General features: G+C 45.8%; 19 protein-coding genes. 7 read left to right on the forward strand and 12 right to left on the reverse strand.

Annotated features, from left to right (window positions below):
• Nucleotides 1-70: 70 nt before the first annotated feature.
• The 5 genes from A8O14_RS04165 (at nt 71) to A8O14_RS04185 (ending at nt 4,487) form a co-directional block, all read left to right on the forward strand.
• Nucleotides 71-736, forward strand: coding sequence for an RraA family protein (locus tag A8O14_RS04165; protein ID WP_068948373.1), 666 nt, complete (start codon nt 71-73; stop codon nt 734-736).
• On the forward strand, nt 733-1,683 hold the full coding sequence (locus tag A8O14_RS04170) for a Bug family tripartite tricarboxylate transporter substrate binding protein (RefSeq protein ID WP_068948374.1): 951 nt from the start codon (nt 733-735) through the stop codon (nt 1,681-1,683). The genes A8O14_RS04165 and A8O14_RS04170 overlap by 4 nt, the downstream gene beginning before the upstream one ends.
• Before the next feature lie 5 nt (nt 1,684-1,688).
• Nucleotides 1,689-2,654 carry a tripartite tricarboxylate transporter substrate binding protein gene (locus A8O14_RS04175; protein ID WP_068948375.1) on the forward strand — a complete coding sequence of 322 codons (966 nt, stop codon included), beginning with the start codon at nt 1,689-1,691 and terminating at the stop codon, nt 2,652-2,654.
• Nucleotides 2,655-2,778: 124 nt separating this feature from the next.
• Nucleotides 2,779-3,447, forward strand: a complete 669-nt coding sequence (locus A8O14_RS04180) for a transporter substrate-binding domain-containing protein (RefSeq protein WP_068948376.1) — start codon at nt 2,779-2,781, stop codon at nt 3,445-3,447.
• Between the two features lie 20 nt (nt 3,448-3,467).
• On the forward strand, nt 3,468-4,487 hold the full coding sequence (locus A8O14_RS04185; protein WP_068948377.1) for an amidohydrolase family protein: 1,020 nt from the start codon (nt 3,468-3,470) through the stop codon (nt 4,485-4,487).
• Nucleotides 4,488-4,549: 62 nt separating this feature from the next.
• Here the strand turns inward: A8O14_RS04185 and A8O14_RS04190 are convergent, their stop codons facing one another.
• The gene (locus A8O14_RS04190) at nt 4,550-5,104 is read right to left on the reverse strand and encodes a phasin family protein (protein ID WP_068948378.1); all 555 of its coding nucleotides are present in this window, start codon (nt 5,102-5,104) and stop codon (nt 4,550-4,552) included.
• A 212-nt stretch (nt 5,105-5,316) separates the two neighbouring features.
• On the opposite strand from A8O14_RS04190, the gene A8O14_RS04195 reads away from it, so the two are divergent.
• Nucleotides 5,317-6,204: a DMT family transporter gene (locus A8O14_RS04195; protein ID WP_068948379.1), complete on the forward strand. Its 888-nt coding sequence runs from the start codon at nt 5,317-5,319 to the stop codon at nt 6,202-6,204.
• A gap of 119 nt (nt 6,205-6,323) precedes the next feature.
• Nucleotides 6,324-7,328 carry a serine hydrolase gene (locus A8O14_RS04200; protein WP_068948380.1) on the forward strand — a complete coding sequence of 335 codons (1,005 nt, stop codon included), beginning with the start codon at nt 6,324-6,326 and terminating at the stop codon, nt 7,326-7,328.
• Nucleotides 7,329-7,338: 10 nt separating this feature from the next.
• Here the strand turns inward: A8O14_RS04200 and A8O14_RS04205 are convergent, their stop codons facing one another.
• The 11 genes from A8O14_RS04205 to A8O14_RS04255 all read right to left on the reverse strand — a co-directional run bounded on the left by A8O14_RS04205 (nt 7,339) and on the right by A8O14_RS04255 (nt 17,183).
• Nucleotides 7,339-8,163 carry an IclR family transcriptional regulator gene (locus tag A8O14_RS04205; protein WP_068948381.1) on the reverse strand — a complete coding sequence of 275 codons (825 nt, stop codon included), beginning with the start codon at nt 8,161-8,163 and terminating at the stop codon, nt 7,339-7,341.
• A gap of 121 nt (nt 8,164-8,284) precedes the next feature.
• The gene (locus tag A8O14_RS04210; protein WP_068948382.1) at nt 8,285-9,319 is read right to left on the reverse strand and encodes a quinone-dependent dihydroorotate dehydrogenase; all 1,035 of its coding nucleotides are present in this window, start codon (nt 9,317-9,319) and stop codon (nt 8,285-8,287) included.
• Between the two features lie 9 nt (nt 9,320-9,328).
• Nucleotides 9,329-10,075, reverse strand: a complete 747-nt coding sequence (locus A8O14_RS04215) for an arginyltransferase (protein ID WP_068948383.1) — start codon at nt 10,073-10,075, stop codon at nt 9,329-9,331.
• Nucleotides 10,072-10,809: a leucyl/phenylalanyl-tRNA--protein transferase gene (gene aat, locus A8O14_RS04220; protein ID WP_068948384.1), complete on the reverse strand. Its 738-nt coding sequence runs from the start codon at nt 10,807-10,809 to the stop codon at nt 10,072-10,074. Before aat ends, A8O14_RS04215 begins: the two co-directional genes overlap by 4 nt.
• 9 nt (nt 10,810-10,818) lie before the next feature.
• Nucleotides 10,819-11,373, reverse strand: a complete 555-nt coding sequence (locus tag A8O14_RS04225) for an NUDIX hydrolase (RefSeq protein WP_068948385.1) — start codon at nt 11,371-11,373, stop codon at nt 10,819-10,821.
• Nucleotides 11,374-11,382: 9 nt separating this feature from the next.
• Nucleotides 11,383-13,206: a bifunctional chorismate-binding protein/class IV aminotransferase gene (locus tag A8O14_RS04230; protein WP_068948386.1), complete on the reverse strand. Its 1,824-nt coding sequence runs from the start codon at nt 13,204-13,206 to the stop codon at nt 11,383-11,385.
• A 14-nt stretch (nt 13,207-13,220) separates the two neighbouring features.
• The gene (locus tag A8O14_RS04235; protein WP_068948387.1) at nt 13,221-13,796 is read right to left on the reverse strand and encodes a peptidylprolyl isomerase; all 576 of its coding nucleotides are present in this window, start codon (nt 13,794-13,796) and stop codon (nt 13,221-13,223) included.
• A 40-nt stretch (nt 13,797-13,836) separates the two neighbouring features.
• The gene (locus tag A8O14_RS04240; protein ID WP_068948388.1) at nt 13,837-14,466 is read right to left on the reverse strand and encodes a 2-hydroxychromene-2-carboxylate isomerase; all 630 of its coding nucleotides are present in this window, start codon (nt 14,464-14,466) and stop codon (nt 13,837-13,839) included.
• An 18-nt stretch (nt 14,467-14,484) separates the two neighbouring features.
• Entirely contained in the window at nt 14,485-15,798 is a 1,314-nt protein-coding gene (locus tag A8O14_RS04245; RefSeq protein WP_068948389.1) for a replication-associated recombination protein A, read from the reverse strand.
• Nucleotides 15,799-15,802: 4 nt separating this feature from the next.
• On the reverse strand, nt 15,803-16,294 hold the full coding sequence (locus A8O14_RS04250) for a DUF3429 domain-containing protein (RefSeq protein ID WP_068948390.1): 492 nt from the start codon (nt 16,292-16,294) through the stop codon (nt 15,803-15,805).
• Nucleotides 16,295-16,328: 34 nt separating this feature from the next.
• Nucleotides 16,329-17,183: a 3-hydroxybutyryl-CoA dehydrogenase gene (locus A8O14_RS04255; RefSeq protein ID WP_068948391.1), complete on the reverse strand. Its 855-nt coding sequence runs from the start codon at nt 17,181-17,183 to the stop codon at nt 16,329-16,331.

Here is a 17,183-nt window from a genome sequence, read left to right on the forward strand (position 1 = left end):
GACCAATGCAAATGCTCAAGGTGCTTATCCTTGCACAACAGTCGATTAAATATTTAAAGAGGAATGCAATATGAATAATGGTTACGAAATCAATCCAAGAAAAGAAGCCTTCAAAGAGGGTATAACCGCTTTAACAGAGTTGGCTACTTCGGTGGTGAGCGATGTTCTTGGAAGAACTATTGGGGCAGTAGATATCTTGCCAGTTAATAAGTCACCAGTATCCGTTTGTGGTAACGCAGTGACGGTCAGTGTTCGATCAGGCGATAACCTCATGCTTCATAAGGCGCTGCAGATTCTCAAACCAGGTGACGTCTTGGTGGTGGATGGTGGTGGCGATATATCTCGTGCCTTGTTTGGAGAAATCATGATGACGGTTGCCAAATCCAGAGGGGCGATTGGCGCTGTATTTGATGCAGCAATTCGTGATGTGGAGGCTTTTGAAAAGCATCGCTTCCCTTGCTGGGCACGTGGCGTCAATATGCGCGGCCCTTATAAAGATGGCCCAGGCAGTATCAATGTCCCAGTATCTATTGGTGGCATGGTGGTCAATCCAGGCGATATCATTCTAGGTGACTGTGATGGCATCATCGCCTTATCTCCTGCAATAGCATTAGAGGGTGCACGCTTAGGTAAAGAAAAAGAAGCTGTTGAGCGCAAAACCATTCAATCGATTTTGGATGGTCAATATGATGATGCTTGGATTGATATCACCCTCAAGCAAAAAGGCGTCATATGACACTGCGTTTACTCATTGCCAGTGTATTGAGTATCGTTGCTTTTCATGCTCAGGCTGCATATCCAGATAAATCGATTAAATTTTTAGTTCCATGGCCACCGGGTGGGGCAACTGATCAGGTTGCTCGTATCTTGGTGCAGCCGCTGACTAAAGAGTTGGGCGTTTCGGTATTTGTTGAGAATAAAGGGGGTGCTGGTGGCAATATCGGTACCCAAGCCTTTCTTCAGGATAAGCCTGATGGCTATTCGATTTTGATGGCAACTAGCTCAACCAATGCTGCCGGACCTCATCTATTTGCCAATCAAGGTTTTGATGCTGCAAAGGATTTCACGCCGGTGGTGTTGGTGTGCACGATTCCAAACATCATGGTTGTTCCAGCATCGTCACCATGGAATAGCCTCAAGGATTTAATGAATGATGCGAAGCAAAATCCTGGAAAATTCACGTATGGCTCTGCTGGCATTGGCGCGTCACAACATCTAGCGGGAGCCCAATTTAAAACAGTGACGGGTCTAGATATTCGCCATGTTCCCTATAAAGGTAGCGGTCCTGCAGCAGTAGATTTAATGGCAGGCCACATCGATATGATGCTCGATACTGGCTCCATGGCAAATATTAAAGGTGGCAAGCTAAAGGCTCTAGGCGTTGCATCTGACAAGCGCATCCCTGAGCTGCCTAATGTTCCGACCATGAAAGAAGCGGGTGTACCCATGGTGGCAAACGCCTGGTATGGCGTGATGCTACCAGCTGGTGCTCCAAAAGATGTGACTGAAAAGCTTAATGCTGCATTTAATAAGGTGCTTAAAGATCCAGAAGTGAGAAAAAATCTTCAATCTATTGGTGCGCAAGTGGATGGCGGCTCTGTTGCGGAATTTACTAAATTCTCACAATCAGAAATTAAGCGTTATGAAGGCATTGTCAAAATGTCTGGCGCTCCTAGGGAGTAAACCAAATGAAAAAAATCATCTTCGGCATCTGTATTGCTATCAACTTGCTATTTGCAGGCAACCTATTAGCCCAAGACTATCCTAATAAGCCCATCAAAGTTTTAGTTGGTTATGCCCCGGGTGGAGCTGTTGACCTAGTTGCCAGAACATTGGGGCAAAGCCTGTCCGCTTCAATGGGGCAGCCAGTCGTCATTGAAAATAAACCAGGTGCTGGTACTAATATCGCCGTTAAGCAATTGATTGATAGTCCACCAGATGGCTACACCTTGATGGTTGCTGCCAATGCATTAGCGGCTAATATGTCTTTGTACAAGCCACAACCCTTTGATATTGATAAAGACATTACCCCAATCGCGTTGATTGGACGTGTGCCAGTGGTCATTGCTACATCAGCTGATAGTAAATACCAAAAGTTATCTGATCTGATTAAGGCTGCGAAGGCAAATCCTGATTTCATCACCTATGGCACTCCCGGTAATGGAGCAACGCCCCATATGGCCATGAAATTTTTTGAGCAAGCCGCCGGAATTTCTTTAAAGCATGTTCCATATAAGGGTGGGTCTCCTGCGATTACGGATTTGATTGGTGGCCAACTGGATTTGGTCGCAGTGAATATGTTGGAAGTGGCTCCCCATGTAAAAAGTGGCAAGCTCAAGATTATTGCCGTCATGAGTGCAAAGCGTTCACCGTTATTTCCGGATGTACCGACAGTGGCAGAGTCTGGTTTCCCAGGCTTTGAAGCTTCCGTTTGGTATAGCTTGATTGCGCCTGCTAAGACTCCAGCTTCAATTGTCAAGACACTTCATACTCAGGTAGAGAAAGCATTGCAATCTAAAGAGATGATGGAGCGATTGGGTTCTGTTGGCGGAGAGGTTAGCCCTGGAACAACGGCGCAATTTACTGCTTACTTGAATTCAGAGCGTAAGCGTTATGAAAAATTGGTGCGCGAAGCCAATATTCAGCCGGATTAGCAAAGGGCATTGAATGAAATTGTGGCTAAGCGCTAAGCGAGTTCTCTCAACGCTATTTTGTTTGGCGTTATTTGCTTGTGCAAACACGCCAAACAATGTACTAGCACCTCAGGGTGGCTTGTGAATGGGCTTATATAAGGTTACGCCTACATCTATTCTTCCTGCAGAGGGCTCAAAACCGACCCGAGGTATTGGATACGATCTTGGTGAGATTCTTGCCGCCCAAATTGGCAAGCAGTACACGCCAGTAGTATTTGAAAAAAACGCTGATGTTCTATCTGCCGTAAAAAATAATGAGGTTGATCTAGTTTTTACTAATGCCAGCGCTGATCGTGCGAAATACATTACGTTTTCAAAGACGGTTATCCGAATTGAAAAGGGATTTTTAATCAGCCCTAAGAGTTCACTAAAGTCACAAGCAGAAATTAATCGTCCGAAAATCAAAATTGGTTATAGCGTAGGCAGCAATTCTCAGGCCGAGTTACCAATTTTGATTCCAAACGCTACTTTGGTTCAGACCAGCTCAACCAAACAAGCTATTACGATGTTGAAAACAGGGGAGATCGATGGATTTTCTACCAATAAAGCCATTCTGTTTGAGATGGCTTCCTCCGTTCCGGGTTCGAGAGTATTGCCCGATGTCATTGGATATGAAAATCTGGCTTTAGGGACGCCGATTGCTCTCCAAGGCTCAACTACCTACCTCAATGAGTTCGTAGACCAAATGATTGCAAGCGGAAAACTCAAGATATTTATACAGCGTTCAGGCATTCAAGGCTTGGCCCCGAATTAACCTATCCAAGAAAGTAATAGATGATTATTGATTGTCATGGCCACTACACAACAGCCCCTAAGGCCCTCAAGGCTTGGCGTGATGCTCAGGTAGCAAATCTCAACACACCTGAATTAGGGCCTAAGGTATCTGACTTAAAAATCACTGATGATGAAATTCGAGAGTCGATTGAATTAAATCAACTTGCTAGGATGAGAGAGCGCGGTATTGATGTCACCATTTTCTCCCCTCAGGCGAGTTTCATGACTCACCATATCGGTGACTTTAATACCTCGGCGACTTGGGCAGCCATCTGCAATGAACTTTGCTATCGAGTAACGCAGTTATTCCCCAAGAGCTTTGTTGGGGCTGCAATGCTTCCACAGTCACCCGGTGTCGATACCAGTACTTGTTTGCCTGAAATGCGTAAATGCATTAATGAATATGGATTTGTTGGCATTAACCTCAATCCAGATCCTTCTGGGGGTCATTGGCGAGACCCCCCACTGAGTCATGCCTATTGGCACCCAATCTATGAAGAGATGATTGCCTTAGATGTGCCAGCCATGATTCATGTGAGTACGAGTTGTAATGATTGCTTTCATACAACGGGGGCTCATTATTTAAATGCTGATACCACTGCGTTTATGCAATGCCTCACTTCTGATCTGTTTGCTCGGTTTCCAGCGCTGCATTTCTTAATCCCGCATGGGGGTGGAGCAGTGCCTTACCATTGGGGTCGGTTTAGGGGGCTCGCCAAGGATATGGACATCCCAGATATCAATCACAAGCTCTTAAACAATATTTATTTTGATACCTGCGTGTATCACCAGCCTGGAATCAATCTCTTAACAGAAGTCATTCCAGCAAAAAATATTCTATTTGCATCAGAAACTTTTGGGGCAGTCAAAGATATCGACCCTGATACTGGCTTTTACTTTGACGATACCCGTCGTTATCTCAATGCTGTTGATGGATTAAGCAAGCAAGAAAAGGAAATGATCTTTGAGGGCAATGCTCGTAAAGTCTTCTCCAGAATCAACAACAGAATTTCTGTTTAGCGGTAAGTCAAATAAAAAGCCCCGATCTCTCGGGGCTTTTGCATTCCAAGAAAACCTTGCCATTATTTTTTCTTAGATGCTTTGCTTGCAGCGCTAGCTGTCTTTGATACAGCATCAGCTGCAGTGTTGATATTAGTCTGCGCAACTTCAACTGCATGCTTAACTGCTTTTTGGCTAGTTTCAAAAACGTTGTTTGCAGAAGCAATCGCCTGTTTGAGCGCTTGTACAGCAGCATCAGATCCAGCTGGAGCACTCTTAGTCCACTCTTCCACTAAAGCATTCATTTTCTTTTGGCCAGCAGCAAACTCTTTTTCTGCAGACTTAGTAAAACTGTCTTGAGTTTCATGGGCTAACTCGTATAAATGACGGCTATAAGAAATAATTTTTTCAGCGATTGGCTGAACAGTCTCGGCTTGATGGGCGAGGAGCTGTTGAATATCCTTTACTTCCAAAGCTTTCTTAGCGTTGTTGACGCTGTCGCTTAAGCTTTGCTTAGCAATTGCTAAGTTCAACTCGACTAATTTTTCAATGCTTTGCAGTGCTTGGCTAGTAAGACCACTCAAAGTTTCTAGATTTGCTTTTTGTGCTGCTGCAATTTGTTCTGGCGTTAAGTTCATCTCAATCCCTTTCTGTGGGTTCGCTGTGTTCACTATGATCTCGCTGACCCTTTGGGTCAATCAATGATTTATGCACCATTATATGGCTTCAATATTGCAATGCACCATAAATATTGGCTATTGGGCTAATTTCATGGCTGGAGGGGCATCTGTAAAAAGAGCCTAAAATCATGGATTACATTAAAAATCCCAATAATTTCAGCTAGTTACCTATGAAGCTTAGTTTAGACAACGTAATTGCACCCATCTTTGTATTGATTTGGAGCACTGGGTTTGTGATTGCGCGTTTAGCTATGCCTTATGTGGAGCCGGCTACCTTTCTGTTCTGGCGCTTTGCAGGCGTTATTGCAGCAATGGCAGCCCTGAGTCTGGTTTGGCGTATTACTTGGCCTAGTTGGTCCCAAATCAAGCATATTGCTGTGGCTGGGATGCTCTTGCAGTTTGGTTACTTGCTTGGAGTCTGGTTTGCGGTCAGATTGGGTATGACTGCAGGTTTGGTGGCGATCATTGTTGGCTTGCAGCCTATCTTGACCGCCTGGTTTGCTGCCTGGATCTCTGAGAAGGTAAGTCCGCGTCAGTGGATTGGATTGTGCTTTGGCTTTGCCGGCGTTGCCTTAGTAGTTGCAGAGAAGATTGGCTTCAATCATATCCCCTTGGTAAGTTACATCCTTGCATTTATCGCTTTGCTTTCCATTACCTTTGGCACGCTGTATCAAAAGAAATATTGCCCAGTATTTGATCTGCGGGCAGGCTCTTCTATTCAGTTTGGTATTTCAGCAATACTGTGTTTCTTCTGTATGTATTTCTTTGAAACCGGTGTCATGGTTTGGAATGCCCCCGTGATTACCGCCTTGTTGTGGGCTATCTTCCCTTTGTCGATTGGATCCATCAGCTTGTTATTCATGATGATCCGTAAAGGGGCTGCTACCAAAGTAACGAGTTTGCTGTACTTAACTCCGCCAACAACAGCGGTGATGGCTTGGTTCTTATTTGATGAGCCCTTTACACTCTTGATGGCTTTGGGCCTGTGTTTGACTATGACTGGCGTAGTGCTGGTCAATGCCCGTCAGGCCATTACCGTTGCCACTATTGCGGAGTAGGGGTGAGGCAGGGGTGGAGTGAGTGAAGTGGTTTAACCAAGATGGGGCTCAGAAATCGGGTTTGTCTTGGGAAATTAATTATCATTCCGTATGTTGAAAGTTTTGGAAGGTATTTTGGGATGCGTTTGAATCGTTTTTGGCTCTTTGCCGTAACCTTGGTTTTTGCCTGTGGTGCACTCAATATTGCGCCGGCAATTGCCGCCAGCAAAGATAAAGACAAGCAAACCAAAGCTACAAAAGTTGTCGTTAAGTCTCCTAAGAAACCAAAGACTGTTCGCGTTACTGTTACCCGTTCTGCTGCACCAGCAGTTGCTGCGCCTCCATCACTGGCTACTGCATTAGGTTTGCGTGGTCAACACGATGATCTGAGTTTGAAGTCTAGTGTTGCAATGGTAGTCAACCAAGACACCAAAGAAGTCTACTTTGAAAAAAATCCCACAGTAAGTTTGCCTATCGCATCTATTACAAAGTTGATGACCGCGATGGTGGTGCTTGATTCCAAATTGCCTTTAAATGAAACCATCGTCATCAATGAAGAAGACGTGCATATTTACAAGCATTCTCGCTTGGCAGGTGGTACCGCTTTAAGTAGAGAAGACGCATTGCATCTTGCTTTAATGTCCTCTGAGAACCGCGCTGCATATACCTTGGGAAGAAATTACCCAGGCGGTGTTCCAGCTTTTGTCGATGCCATGAATCGCAAAGCAAAAGAGTTGAATATGGATCACTCGCACTTTGCTGACCCTACCGGTTTGCTTAGTGAGAATGTGGCGAGCGCTGAAGATTTAACCCGCATGCTCAATGCTGCCTATCAATATAAATTGATACGAGAGTTTTCTACTTGGCCAGACTTAACAATGGTCATTGCTAAACGCCCACAAAAATTCTTGAACACAAATCGTTTAGTGCGCTCGGGTGATATGGATATTGGCTTGCAAAAAACTGGCTTTATTAATGCAGCAGGCAAATGCTTAGTAATGCAAGCCCGAGTGAATAACACACCACTATTGCTAGTATTTCTAGATTCAGTCGGAACCCAATCGCGTTTTGCTGATGCGGTGCGGGTGCGTGATTGGTATGAGCGCATGCCTGCTGGTGCGCAGCCGATTCGTCGCTTAATGTAATGTAAAGAGGCTAGGCTGTAGTGCCTGGCTCGGCCGACTTGGGTTTGTAGCCCATGCCTTTGGAGATTTGCAGGGCAGTGTCCTGCAGTGAACGTAGCCAATCCGCCTGAATACGGTCTGTAGGGGCGCTTAAAGATAGGCCTGCAACTAATTTTCCGGTGTCATCCAAAATAGCTGCAGCAATACAGCTCACACCCAACTCTAATTCTTCATCATCTCGTGCGTTACCAACTCTACGAACATGATTGAGCTCAGACTCTAGCTTGGCTAAATCGGTAATGCTGTTACGAGTGTGTCCTGAGAGTCCTGTACGAGTCACATAGGCACGAACTTGATTGGCATCATCACTGGCTAGAAATAATTTACCCACCGAGGTGAGATGCAAAGGAGCGCGTCCACCGATTGCACGCACAACTTGCATTCCGGAGCGTTCACTGTAAGCGCGATCAATGTACACAATCTCATCGCCTTGACGCACAGATAGATTGACAGTTTCACCAGTGAGCTTATGCAAGGTGCGCATAGGCACTTGAGCAGCTTCGCGAACTGAGAGGCGCGCCTTAACCAAATTGCCCAACTCCAAGAGCTTGAGTCCAAGGCGATAAGTGCCACCATCGCCACGCTCAACCAATCTGCAGGCAACCATGTCATTCAAAATACGGTGAGCGGTAGAAGGGTGAAGACCCGTTTCTTCAGCTAAGTTCTTTAGACTGCTAGATTCTTCATGAATAGCTAAGGCATCGAGCAAATTCATCATGCGCTCCACTACCTGGATTGCTGTTTTAGCAACTTCCCCGGTGTCTTTAGAGGTTTTGGCTGTTTTGCTTGTGCTCATAGGGGTTATTGTAGCGATTTCAGGCCATATTGCATATTATGAAATGCAATTTTATAAGCCTATTGCGCATTTACCCCTAATTTGGGCAGCAGAACTGGGAGAAAAAGTCCTTAAAAGGCTTTTAGCCGTGCCTCAGTGCTCTGGCACATTCATTCACCAGATCGGGGCCTCGATAGATGAGTCCGCTGTAAATCTGAACCAAGCTGGCGCCAGCAAGAATTTTTTCTCTCGCATCAGCACCAGAGAGGATGCCACCAACTCCAATAATGGGCAGGTGATTACCAAGTCTTGCTTTGAGTGCTTTGATAACAATATTGGATGCAACGCGAACGGGCGCTCCAGATAAGCCACCAGTTTCTTGACCATGCTCCATCCCTTGGACAGCATCACGGGCAATCGTCGTATTTGTTGCAATCACTGCATCAATGCCAAACTCCATCAAGAGATCAGCAATGAGATTGATGTCGCCTTGATCAAGGTCGGGTGCAATTTTCAAAAAGAGGGGTTTGCGCATACCAAAGCGATCGCTTAAGCGCTTGCGTGCATCGTCTAGGCTAGTGAGTAATGCGCGGAGCATTTCTTCGCCCTGTAAGGCGCGAAGGTTCTGTGTATTGGGGGAAGAAATGTTGACGGTAATGTAGGTGGCGATTTCATAAACCGCTTCCATGGCGAGAACATAGTCACTGGCAGCCTCTTCAATCGGTGTACTGGCGTTCTTGCCAATGTTTAATCCCAATACTCCGCCGTCTTGCCAAAAGCGTGAACGACGAACCCTTGCGACACAGGCATCAACGCCATCATTGTTAAAGCCCATGCGATTAATAATTGCTTGAGCCTGGGGCAGTCGAAACATCCGTGGCTTTGGATTGCCAGGTTGAGGGCGAGGGGTGACGGTACCGATCTCTAAGAAACCAAAGCCTAATGCAGCTAGAGCATCAATATGTTTCCCGTCTTTATCTAAACCTGCAGCAAGGCCAACAGGATTGGCAAAGGTGATACCGCATAGTGTTTGAGGATCAGCAACTGGCTTAGTGATGAACTTTTCTAATAAACCCCAGCGCTGTGCACGATCTAAGTTGCTCAGCGTGAGATTGTGGGCTTGCTCAGGATCTAAACAAAATAGCCAAGGGCGTAAGAGGGAATAGCGATCGATCATGGATAGATATTATGAACCAGCCAGCGCTTGCCAATGATCATCAATTAAACCTTCCATGGGCTGATACTTGATCTTATAAGACATCTTCTCGCTCTCCTTGATGTAGTAGCCAAGGTAGAGGTAAGGCAGGCTCAATACTTTGGCTTGCTCTATTTGCCACAAAATGCTGTAGCTGCCAAAGCTAGCTGTCTGATCGGAGGTGTCGTAAAAGGTGTAGACCGAAGAAATGCCTTGTTCCAGGATATCGATCATGCTGACCATGCGCAGTCTTCCTGGGTGTGGATCGTGAGCTCCGTCTCTAAATTCAACAATACGAGAGTTCACTCGGCTTTGCAGTAAAAATTGCATGTACTGGTCTTGATCATCACTATCCATATCACCACCAGCATGACGATCATTTTGATAGCGTTGATACAGCTCATAGTGCTCTTCTTGATATCCTAAGTTCAGCACAAATGCCTCTAGTCCTGAATGTTTTTTCCAGGCGCGACGTTGGCTACGGTTCGGCGTAAATTGATTTACCAAAATACGCGTAGCAATACAGGCTTTACAGGCATCGCAATAAGGGCGATAGGTGTACAAACCACTACGACGAAAACCTGCATTGAGTAATTCGTTATAGATATCTGCATGAATGAGATGTGATGGGGTGGCTACTTGTGAGCGTGCAGTTTGATTGGGCAAGTAACTGCAAGGATAGGGTGCAGTTGCGTAAAACTGAAGTGCCGTTAAGGGAAGTTCTTTAAGCCGAGTCATAGCCAGTGGGTTAGGATGTTCTTATCAAAATTCCAAGGTTTTTCAATATTAGATTGATTTAGAGATGTTTGCAGTTGATGCAAAAATTCCGTTCTAGAGATAGGCGCAGCCCCTAAAGAGGATAGGTGGGCAGTTTCCTGTTGGCAATCAATCATGACCACCTCATTTTGAATGCACCAGGCACTCAGGGCAGCGAGTGCCATTTTGGAGGCATTTGGTTTGCGGCTAAACATTGACTCTCCAAAAACCATGCCACCTAAAGCAACACAGTAAAGACCGCCAATCAGCTCACCATTTTCTGCCAAGGCAATGCTATGGGCATGACCTTGCTCATGAATGGTGGTGTAAGCATCCATAATTTCATGGGTAATCCAAGTGCCGTCTTGATCTTTGCGCGAACTGGTCGCGCAAGCGCGAATCACTTCACCAAAATTCTGATCGACCAATAGTTGACTTTGGGTATCTTGGCAAAAATGGCGAATGTTTTTTCTAAGGGACTCACTGCACTTAAAGTGATTAGGCTTTAAAACCATGCGCGGATCTGGAGACCACCATAAAACGGGTTGCTTATCTGAGTACCAGGGAAAAATTCCTAGTCGATAGGCCTGGAGTAATTGACCTGGATAGATGCGCTCGCTAACCACAATGAGCCCAGGAACACTGGAATCTGGATCGGCGCAAAGCAAAGGATTTGGAAAGACATCGTGCGGTCCTAGCCAAGTAATTTGACTCATGTGAGGCGATCAAATTCTTTCGGAGGGCAAAACATCCCGACTCCGCACGTGAAACTCACCACTCAATACACCTGCAGCGCGATCAGCAAAAAACCACTCTAAGGTTTGCTTCACTGTTGGGAAGGCTAATTCCCCCCAAGGAATTTCATGTTCATGAAAGAGGGCAACTTCAAGACTTTCTTCGCCAGCACTAAATTCTGGGTAAGCCATGGTGGCTAGATAGAACATGTGAACTTGTTCTGCATGTGGCACATTGAGCAATGAGTAGAGCGGACCAACCCTTACAACCGCGCCTGCTTCTTCAAGAGTTTCTCTGGCAGCGCCATGACTAGTGCTCTCACCCAATTCCATAAATCCCGCAGGAAGGGTCCAATAACCATGGCGAGGTTCTATTGCACGACGACATAACAACACTTGATCGCCATATACCGGAATGCTACCCACAACATTTCTTGGGTTTTGATAATGAATGCTGCCGCAGGCTTCGCAGACATGACGCTCGCGAGAATCATCCGCGGGAATTTTGATAGTTAAAATGGCTGCGCAGTTGGGGCAAAACTTCATGCAAGCTTTCTAAAAGTGGGCTTTGATAGCGCCTCGTAAGGCATTGCTAAGCATAATCTCATCAGCAATTGAAACATCTTTAATAGTCAGGTTGGCTTCACGGGCATTAAATTTTGGGTCGGCTAGTAATGCGGCGCGCATCACCCCAGGTAATAGACCTGCAGATACTGGTGGGGTGAGCCATTTGGAGTCCCCCTTAGGCTTAATGAATACGCTGGTCCTGCCACCTTCTGTCACAAAGCCTTGCTCATTGACAAATAAGGCATCAAAGCCGCCGAGTTTGACTGCTGCTTGCCAAGCAGCATCGTAAAGACTGCGATGACTCACTTTATGACGAAGCAAGGGGTTACCAGATTGCATTGTGCAGTCGCCAGTGAGGATATCGTTGGCCCAAAAAATCTTTACTGAATCTTCTAAGGGATCCAGAACCCCAGTCGAGGTAGCAAGCCCACCATCTTGCGCAAGATCAAGCCGTAATCTGTATGCAAAGCTTTGTTCAAGAGAGTTGCAAGTTTCAAGAACGATTTTTTTTGTCTTGGCTCTATCAAAAGCAATTCCTAAAGCCAGGGCCGATGACTGCAAACGATCTAAATGTTGCTCTAATCGCTGTGGTGAACCATTTATTACTGCAATCGTTTCAAATAAACCTGTGGCGCTTGGAAGATTCATTAAGAATGCAGATTTAATTTGACATTCCTGCCACTCTTGCTGCGCATTTGAGTCAATCGTAATACCGGCGCCAACCCCCAGCGTAAAGGTGAGGGTATCTGTAGCCTCTTTAGCTTGAATTTCAACAGTCCTAATGGGTACGCTAAATGCAAAGTCACCATTAGGATCAAGCCATCCTAAGGCGCCACAATAATAGCTGCGATCTTCCGGTTCAAGTTCCTGAATAATCTCCATACTGCGCTTTTTGGGAGCTCCGGTTACTGAGCCACACGGAAATACTGCGCCCAAAACATCGCTTAAGGTGATCTCTGGTTTTGCTTGCCCTTGCACAGTAGAGGTCATTTGTAAAACATCACCATGTCTTGCTACTTCAAATAAATTGGGAACAGTGACGGTATTGGGTAATGAAATACGGCTCAGATCGTTTCGTAACAAATCCACGATCATGACATTTTCAGCCTGATTCTTTGGATCATCTGATAAAGAGCTAGCGGCATCTGATAGTGCGCTAGCCGTACCCTTCATTGGCATTGCCTTGAGTAGATCACCTTTACGCTCAATAAAAAGTTCGGGCGATTGTGACAGCAGGTAATGTGAGTCTTGTTCTATGTATGCCCCAAAGCGACCAGGCTGGCGCTCGCGTAGCCTGTTGTAAAGGGCTAGTGGAGCGCCGTAAGTTTTTCCAGTTATACGATAAGTATGATTGATCTGATAGGTATCGCCATTACGAATATATTCCTGGATCTTGGCGATATCAGCAACAAACTGTGCCTTTGTAATAGATTCGTGTAGATCAGATATGCCAGCTATTTTTTCGAAGTCCTTAAGCTTGTTAAGCTCTTGAGTAATGCATTGCTCAACATCTTCCTTGGATAACTTCTGAAAACTGTTAAATGACCAAGCCTCAATAAGCGCATGAGGGCTACCCTTTACCGTTCTTTGGGGAAGTTTGTGAATCAATCTACCCATTTCATAAGCAAAGGCAGCAACAACATACTGACCTTTGTTCAGAGCTTGGGATATCTCATCTAAACATTTTTGAATAGAAGAGCGATCAACTAATTCATTGCCGCTCGGCAATATGTACCAGTACTGCAGTGGTGCTTCATACAGTCGACTGGTTGGAGTGGCCGCCGTGCTTTGCGCGTCATCGAGCAAAATCATGGCGGCTGGTCTAATTATTTGAGAATGGAGGCAGATTCAATCACAACTGCCTTGGTCGGCACATCAGCCATTCTGCCCATACGTGGCGCAGGTGCAACCATGGTCGGCACTTTGCGAATGGCATCAATCGTTTGTGTACCAGAGATGACTTTGCCAAATACAGTGTAGCCATTGCCCATAGCATTAGGATAGTTAAGGCCCTCGTTATCTTTTACGTTAATGAAAAACTGCGCGGTAGCAGAATCTGGGTCGGAAGTGCGCGCCATCGCAATGGTGTAAGTATTATTCTTAAGACCATTGTTAGCTTCTGATACAACCGGTGCATCGGTTGGTTTTTGCATGAGGTCGGGAGTAAAACCACCACCTTGAATCATGAAGCCATCAATCACGCGATGAAAAATAGTGCCGTTATAAAAACCGCTTTTTACATAGTTCAAAAAGTTGGCTGTTGTTTTAGGTGCCTTGACATCATCGAGCTCTACAACAAAACTACCCATATTGGTCTTAAATTCGACTTTAGGGCCTGCCATAACAGCTTGGCAGGCAAAGCAGCTGGCGATGAGAACGATACTGACAAAAAGTTTACGCATGATGGCTCCTGGATCTATTGTTATTAAGAAGATTGTATTGCTAGGGAATTAAGCCGTTAGGGATGCTGCCAGCATAGGCGTAAGAAGCTTCCTCAAACATCCCTGGTCTAGCGAGATAGTCGAGAACCCAGTCAATCGTATCAACGCCCCAAAAGCAATGTTGATGAACGATCAAGGCTGGCACACCAAATGCACCCGCAGATTTTGCTTGATTGGTATTGTTAATGAGTTGTGCCTTGACCTCGGGACAGTCTGGTTTAGCGGTGTCGGCCGGTAACCCTAAGTAGAGACAAAACTCAGACCAAGACAGGTTGGGATCTTTGCCTTCTACCCAAACATAATCAAAAGCGCGTTCAAGCATAGACCAATCAGCATTTTTCTCTACGAGTAATCGTTGGGGTGCAACCGTCATGAATGGGTGGTGCTCTGGAAGCCGAAAGGGGATGCCTAACTTTTCTGCTTGCCATACACAAAACTGATAAGTATGAGGACGTTTTGCAGCAACTTCACCGGGCCCTTTATTCTCTGCAGCCCTGAGTAGTCCACCCAATAGGATGGGAACGGGGGTGATCTCTAATTTTTTCTCAAGACGTTGGCGTTGCTTAATGTATAGGTAAGCAAATGGAGAAACGATGTCGTAATAAAAGGTAGCTGGTATCTTGGCGCTCATTTTGAATACCTCTAGGATCTATTTCTTTTGATGCTCAGCATCAAGTTGGCGCAAAAAGGCCATCTTTTCTTTTATCTGAGTCTCTAAGCCGCGCTCAACTGGCTCATACCAATGCGGCTGCGCCATGCCCTCAGGCAAATAAGATTCACCAGCAGCATAACCATGAGGCTCATCATGCGCATAGCGATATTCTTTGCCGTGACCAAGCTCTTTCATGAGTTTGGTTGGTGCGTTGCGAAGATGGTTGGGTACGGGTTTAGATTGGTCATTGGCAACATACGCGCGCGCAGCATTAAACGCTTTGTAGCTAGCATTGCTTTTGGATGCTACTGCCAAATAAACAACCGCTTGTCCTAAAGCAAGCTCACCCTCTGGTGAACCCAGTCTTTCAAAGGTGAGGGCAGCATCGTTGGCTAACTGCATTGCACGCGGATCAGCAAGACCAATATCTTCCCAGGCCATCCGAATAATGCGACGCGCTAAATAGCGTGGATCGGCTCCACCATCGAGCATGCGGCAAAACCAATACAGTGCTGCATCAGGGTCAGACCCCCTGACGGACTTATGTAGGGCTGAGATTTGGTCATAGAACTGATCGCCACCTTTGTCAAAGCGCCTTGCTTGCACGGTGAGCGCATTTTCAATAAACGCTTGATCAACCACTTTGACTGATGAGTTAGGTGCGAGGACTGCATTACGTACCTGCTCAACTAAATTCAGGAGACGACGTGCATCACCATCAGCATTGTTAATGAGTGCATCAATCGCTGTTGCATCAAACTGAATATCTGGCATAGCATATTGATGAGCGCGCTCAAATAATTGCTTCAATTCATCAGCATTGAGAGACTTTAGGACGTAAACCTGTGCACGCGAGAGTAGAGCAGAGTTCACTTCAAAGGAGGGATTTTCGGTGGTAGCTCCGATGAAGGTGAATAAGCCTGACTCCACATGAGGCAATAAGGCATCTTGCTGGCTCTTATTAAAGCGATGGATCTCATCCACAAACAAAATGGTTTGTTTGCCGTATTGCGCCATATTTTGTTGGGCTTGTTCTATCGCTTCCCGAATTTCTTTTACACCAGCCAGAACTGCAGAGATGGCGAAGAATTCACGGTCAAAGGCTTTGGCAGAGAGGCGAGCAAGGGTGGTTTTACCAACGCCTGGAGGCCCCCACAAGATCATAGAGTGTGGCTTACCAGAGGCAAAAGCTAGGTTGAGAGGTTTACCTGCTGCTAATAAATGAGTCTGCCCAATGACTTCCTCAATCAATTTTGGGCGTAGTGCTTCCGCTAAAGGTGGCGGTGGAGTGCTATCAAAGAGACCGCTCATTCAATTAGGCTTGAATGAAAAGAATCACAATGGCAGCCCAAGCGAGACAAGCGCCTGCAACATACGTTAAGCGATTACGCATCACCATAAATGCCAAACGTGCAGCTTCATCAGAAAAATAGTAGTTATAAGTATTTTGATCAATATTGCGCTGAATGATTAGGGTAGACGCCATGATCAATAAACCCAGTGGAATATAGATATGTAAAGCTACCCAAGCTACTAGGGCGGGGATAACGCCCCAAATCCATGCATTGCGATCAATCCAACGATCTCCACTAGGCGCTTTACCAAGAGTTTGCAAACTTGCACCCCAATGTAATGCGCCCATGAATGAAGTGATTACTGCGCCGTAACCAGCCAAAGACTCTGCGCTGAGGTAATTCAAGGGTGTAGGAGCAAGCTGAACTAGTAGTGCCAGTCCCACAAAAGGAATGAGACCTGCATATCCAAGCTTAAGGACAAGTGGTGTAATAGGATTGGTACTTGAGTTCACGTGAGCTTTGGGTGTTGAGTTGAATCAATAGAAATTATTTATCGTAGGTGTAAACGCCGCGACCTGTTTTGCGTCCCAGGTAGCCTGCTGCAACCATTTCGCGCAAGAGTGGGCAAGGGCGATATTTAGAGTCACTGAAGTTCTCAAAATATACTTCCATCACTGCGAGGCACGTATCCAAACCAATGAGGTCGGCTAAAGCGAGTGGGCCAATCGGTTGGTTACAGCCAAGTTTCATCCCGGCATCGATATCTTCTGGACTGGCTAAACCTTCTGAGAGCACAAAGAAGGCCTCGTTGATCATCGGTAACAAAATACGGTTCACCACAAAGCCTGGTGAATTTTTCACAGTAATAGGCTCTTTACCAACGCGTTTGGCCATTTCAATAATGGCGGCATGTGTTTCATCGCTAGTTTGTAAGCCGCGAATCACCTCAACCAGCGCCATCAAGGGTGGCGGGTTAAAGAAGTGCATACCAATAAAGCGCGCTGGATTTGAATCGAGTGCCGCCAACTTGGTAATGGATAGCGATGAGGTATTAGTAGCAATGATGGTGTCTTTGCTCACAATCTCGTCAACTTGCTTGAGAATTTTTTCTTTGATAGCTTGATTCTCAGTGGCAGCTTCAATCACAAGACCTAGCCCTTTGAAATCCGCGTAAGAAGTGCTCCCTTTAATGCGCTTGAGGGTGTCCTCCTTAGCTTCTGGTGTAAGCGTTTCTTTTTTCACAAGGCGATCTAAGCTTTTGCTAATTTGATCAAGACCGCGTTGCACGGTAGCTTCATTGATATCAACCATGACAACATCTAGACCAGCAACAGCGCACACTTGTGCAATGCCATTACCCATGGTGCCTGCACCAATTACACCAACTGACTGAATCTTCAT

It is taken from the genome of Polynucleobacter wuianus, from assembly GCF_001659725.1.
Lineage (GTDB): Bacteria > Pseudomonadota > Gammaproteobacteria > Burkholderiales > Burkholderiaceae > Polynucleobacter > Polynucleobacter wuianus.

Coding starts and splice junctions, on each gene's coding strand:
- A8O14_RS04165 (WP_068948373.1), top strand. CDS start 71: ATGAATAATGGTTACGAAATCAATCCAAGAAAAGAAGCCTTCAAAGAG.
- A8O14_RS04170 (WP_068948374.1), top strand. CDS start 733: ATGACACTGCGTTTACTCATTGCCAGTGTATTGAGTATCGTTGCTTTT.
- A8O14_RS04175 (WP_068948375.1), top strand. CDS start 1,689: ATGAAAAAAATCATCTTCGGCATCTGTATTGCTATCAACTTGCTATTT.
- A8O14_RS04180 (WP_068948376.1), top strand. CDS start 2,779: ATGGGCTTATATAAGGTTACGCCTACATCTATTCTTCCTGCAGAGGGC.
- A8O14_RS04185 (WP_068948377.1), top strand. CDS start 3,468: ATGATTATTGATTGTCATGGCCACTACACAACAGCCCCTAAGGCCCTC.
- A8O14_RS04190 (WP_068948378.1), bottom strand. CDS start 5,104: ATGAACTTAACGCCAGAACAAATTGCAGCAGCACAAAAAGCAAATCTA.
- A8O14_RS04195 (WP_068948379.1), top strand. CDS start 5,317: ATGAAGCTTAGTTTAGACAACGTAATTGCACCCATCTTTGTATTGATT.
- A8O14_RS04200 (WP_068948380.1), top strand. CDS start 6,324: ATGCGTTTGAATCGTTTTTGGCTCTTTGCCGTAACCTTGGTTTTTGCC.
- A8O14_RS04205 (WP_068948381.1), bottom strand. CDS start 8,163: ATGAGCACAAGCAAAACAGCCAAAACCTCTAAAGACACCGGGGAAGTT.
- A8O14_RS04210 (WP_068948382.1), bottom strand. CDS start 9,319: ATGATCGATCGCTATTCCCTCTTACGCCCTTGGCTATTTTGTTTAGAT.
- A8O14_RS04215 (WP_068948383.1), bottom strand. CDS start 10,075: ATGACTCGGCTTAAAGAACTTCCCTTAACGGCACTTCAGTTTTACGCA.
- aat (WP_068948384.1), bottom strand. CDS start 10,809: ATGAGTCAAATTACTTGGCTAGGACCGCACGATGTCTTTCCAAATCCT.
- A8O14_RS04225 (WP_068948385.1), bottom strand. CDS start 11,373: ATGAAGTTTTGCCCCAACTGCGCAGCCATTTTAACTATCAAAATTCCC.
- A8O14_RS04230 (WP_068948386.1), bottom strand. CDS start 13,206: ATGATTTTGCTCGATGACGCGCAAAGCACGGCGGCCACTCCAACCAGT.
- A8O14_RS04235 (WP_068948387.1), bottom strand. CDS start 13,796: ATGCGTAAACTTTTTGTCAGTATCGTTCTCATCGCCAGCTGCTTTGCC.
- A8O14_RS04240 (WP_068948388.1), bottom strand. CDS start 14,466: ATGAGCGCCAAGATACCAGCTACCTTTTATTACGACATCGTTTCTCCA.
- A8O14_RS04245 (WP_068948389.1), bottom strand. CDS start 15,798: ATGAGCGGTCTCTTTGATAGCACTCCACCGCCACCTTTAGCGGAAGCA.
- A8O14_RS04255 (WP_068948391.1), bottom strand. CDS start 17,183: ATGAAGATTCAGTCAGTTGGTGTAATTGGTGCAGGCACCATGGGTAAT.